We start from the raw sequence: 2801 nt of genomic DNA on the forward strand, positions 1-2801 counted from the left end.
ACGCTAACCGGATCGGCCGATGAGCCCACGCACCCGCCACAGTCTCGAGCTTGTGCTCGACAATCTCGTCTGGTTCATGCTGGTCTTCGTGCTGGCCGTGTTCTCGACCCTCATTCCGAACTTCTTCCAGCTCGGGATCTTCGCCAACATCGTCGAGGCATCGAGCGTGCTGGGCGTGATGTCGATCGGCCTGGCGCTGGTCATCATTGCCGGTCACATGGACCTGTCGGTTGAATCGGTCGCGGCGCTCAGCGCCATGGCGGTCGGCATCATGTTCTGCTCGTCAGGCATCGGCCTCGGCCTGCAGTTGCATCCGGACTGGCTGATGGTGCCGGTCTCACTCGCCGCAGCCCTGGCCGTGGGAGCCCTTATCGGCGTCATCAACGGTTTCCTCATCGTCAGACTGCGGATGAGCGCCTTCATCATCACGCTTGCCTCCTATATTTGGGTGCGCGGCCTCGTGCTTGTCGTTTCCGGCGGACGCTCGGCGCAGGATTTGGCGCCGGCCATCCGCTGGTTCGGCATCCAGCGGCTCGCCGGCCTGCCGCTCACCGCCTGGATCGCTGTCGGCTGCTTCGTCGTCTTCTCGCTGATTCTCGCCAAGACGCCGTTCGGCCGGCATCTGGTGATGATCGGTGGCAACGAGACCGCGACCTTCCGTGCCGGCATCCGCGTCAACCGCAACCTGATCATCGCCTTCGTGCTCGCCGGCGCCATCGCCGGCCTCGCCGGCTGGCTGCTCGCCATCCGCACCTCCGGCGCCACCGCCAATCTCGGGGTCGGCCTGCTCTTCAACGCCTTCGCCGCCGTCGTCATTGGCGGCGTCAGCCTGAAAGGCGGCGTCGGCACCCTGCCCGGCGTCTATGCCGGCGTGCTGCTTCTGTCGGCCATCAACACCGCCATCAACCTCATGGCCCTGCCGGCCAACTTCACCCAGGTCATCCACGGCTTGCTGGTGCTGGCGGCCGTGCTTCTCGACGCTTTCAAGCAAACCATTCGCCAAAGACTCGCATGACAGGACGGCTGGCATGACCGGACGCATCCAAGGCAAGGTGGCGGTGATCGTCGGGGCCGCGCGTGGCATCGGCAGGGGCATAGCCCAGCGCTTCGCCGAGGAAGGCGCCAGCCTTGTGCTGGCCGACAGTGAAGCCGAAGCCGGCAGGGCGAGCGCCGACGAACTGGGTGCCGCCTTCATCCGCACCGATATTTCCAAGATGGCCGACGCCGAAGCGGTGGTGGCATTGGCGCTGCAGCGTCACGGCCGCCTCGACATCATCGTCCAGAACGCCGGCATCTATCCCTGGCAACTGATCGAGAACACCAGCCCGGAGGACTGGGACCGGGTCATGGCGGTCAATCTGCGCGGCAGCTTCAACACCGCGCGGGCAGCGCTTCCACCGATGAAGGCTCAGGGCAGCGGTCGCATGCTCTTCACCTCTTCCATTACCGGCCCGCAGGTGAGCAGCCCCGGCCACGGCCATTATTCGGCAAGCAAGGCCGGCATCAACGGCTTCATCCGCGCGGCGGCGCTGGAGTTTTCCGGCTATGGCATCACCGTTAACGGCGTCGAGCCTGGCAACATCCTGACCGAAGGCATGAAGCTTCACCGCGATGCCGCCTTCATCAAGAGCATGGAGGACGCCGTGCCGCTCGGACGTCTCGGCACGCCGCGCGACGTAGCCAACGCCTTCCTGTTCCTGGCCTCCGACGACGCCAGCTACATCACCGGCACGACGATCGTCGTCGATGGCGGCCAGCTCCTGCCCGAAGGCCAGGATTTCCGCCTGACGCCGCCGTGAGTTCTTGATTGTGCCGGGAAACTGGTGGGCGATGACGGGCTCGAACCGCCGACATCTTCGGTGTAAACGAAGCGCTCTACCAACTGAGCTAATCGCCCGCTCCCGGCCGGACCTTTAAGCAGTTAGAGCTCTATTCGCAAGGCCCAATGAACAGCCGGCGCACCCGCTGTCGGACGGATTTCGCCAATGCCGGCGCACTTGTCAAAAAACCTTCTGCTGATTGCTGTTATGCTCACATGCCGCGCTTGACACCCGCAAACGAACCCCTTATCCAGCGCCCCAACGACGAACACGCCTGACACGTGCTCGTCAGTGCGCGGGTGTAGCTCAGTCGGTTAGAGTGCCGGCCTGTCACGCCGGAGGTCGCGGGTTCGAGCCCCGTCACTCGCGCCAGTCTTTTCAAGGGTTTAGGCCCTGCTCTTCAAAAGCTTGAACTTTCATTTTCCGCAGAGTTTCAACTTTTTGTATTCGCTACGGCCAACATTCGCGATCCACCGCGTCTGAATGGGCGACTACGGGAGCCGCTCGTCAGGCGGCCTGTGCTCCACCTTCCCCCTGAACTGCCTCAAGAAGGATGGCTGCCGGTGGGCCATAGCTGACGCGGCCTTTTCAGGATTCGCCGCTTGCCTACTTTCCCGTTCTCCGAAGCAGATCCGATTCAATTTCCCGGCCCTCCACCAAAAAGCGCTGACGTCGTCATTATCGGTGGGGGCGTTATCGGCGTGACGACAGCGCTTTTTCTTGCGCGGCGCAACATCTCGGTGACGCTGTTGGAAAAGGGACGCATCGCCGCCGAACAGTCCTCCCGCAATTGGGGATGGATCCGCAAACAGGGACGCGATGCGGACGAACTGCCGATCGTGATCGAGGCGTCCCGTCGTTGGCGGCAGCTGGCTGAGGAATGCGGCGAAGACATCGGCTTGAAGCAGACAGGCGTGACTTACCTGGCAGGCTCCGACCGCGAAATGGCCCGCTTCGAAAAATTCATGAAGATCGCTGCCG

General features: G+C 63.2%; 3 protein-coding genes and 2 tRNA genes. 4 read left to right on the plus strand and 1 reads right to left on the minus strand.

Annotated features, from left to right (window positions below):
* The first annotated feature begins 19 nt into the window (after positions 1-19).
* Both EOA32_RS35985 and EOA32_RS35990 read left to right on the plus strand, forming a co-directional pair.
* Positions 20-1015, plus strand: coding sequence for an ABC transporter permease (locus tag EOA32_RS35985; protein WP_128374215.1), 996 nt, complete (start codon positions 20-22; stop codon positions 1013-1015).
* A gap of 13 nt (positions 1016-1028) precedes the next feature.
* Complete coding sequence (locus EOA32_RS35990) at positions 1029-1799, plus strand: SDR family oxidoreductase (protein WP_128374216.1); 771 nt, start codon at positions 1029-1031, stop codon at positions 1797-1799.
* A 22-nt stretch (positions 1800-1821) separates the two neighbouring features.
* Here EOA32_RS35990 and EOA32_RS35995 read toward each other — a convergent pair.
* Positions 1822-1897: transfer RNA gene (locus tag EOA32_RS35995), tRNA-Val, on the minus strand.
* A gap of 218 nt (positions 1898-2115) precedes the next feature.
* Here EOA32_RS35995 and EOA32_RS36000 point away from each other — a divergent pair.
* Together EOA32_RS36000 and EOA32_RS36005 are read left to right on the plus strand one after the other, a co-directional pair.
* Positions 2116-2192, plus strand: a tRNA-Asp gene (locus EOA32_RS36000).
* A 230-nt stretch (positions 2193-2422) separates the two neighbouring features.
* On the plus strand, positions 2423-2801 hold a 379-nt coding region (locus EOA32_RS36005), incomplete at its 3' end, for an FAD-dependent oxidoreductase (RefSeq protein WP_145971483.1).

Source organism: Mesorhizobium sp. M1A.F.Ca.ET.072.01.1.1 (genome assembly GCF_004023325.1).
GTDB lineage: Bacteria > Pseudomonadota > Alphaproteobacteria > Rhizobiales > Rhizobiaceae > Mesorhizobium.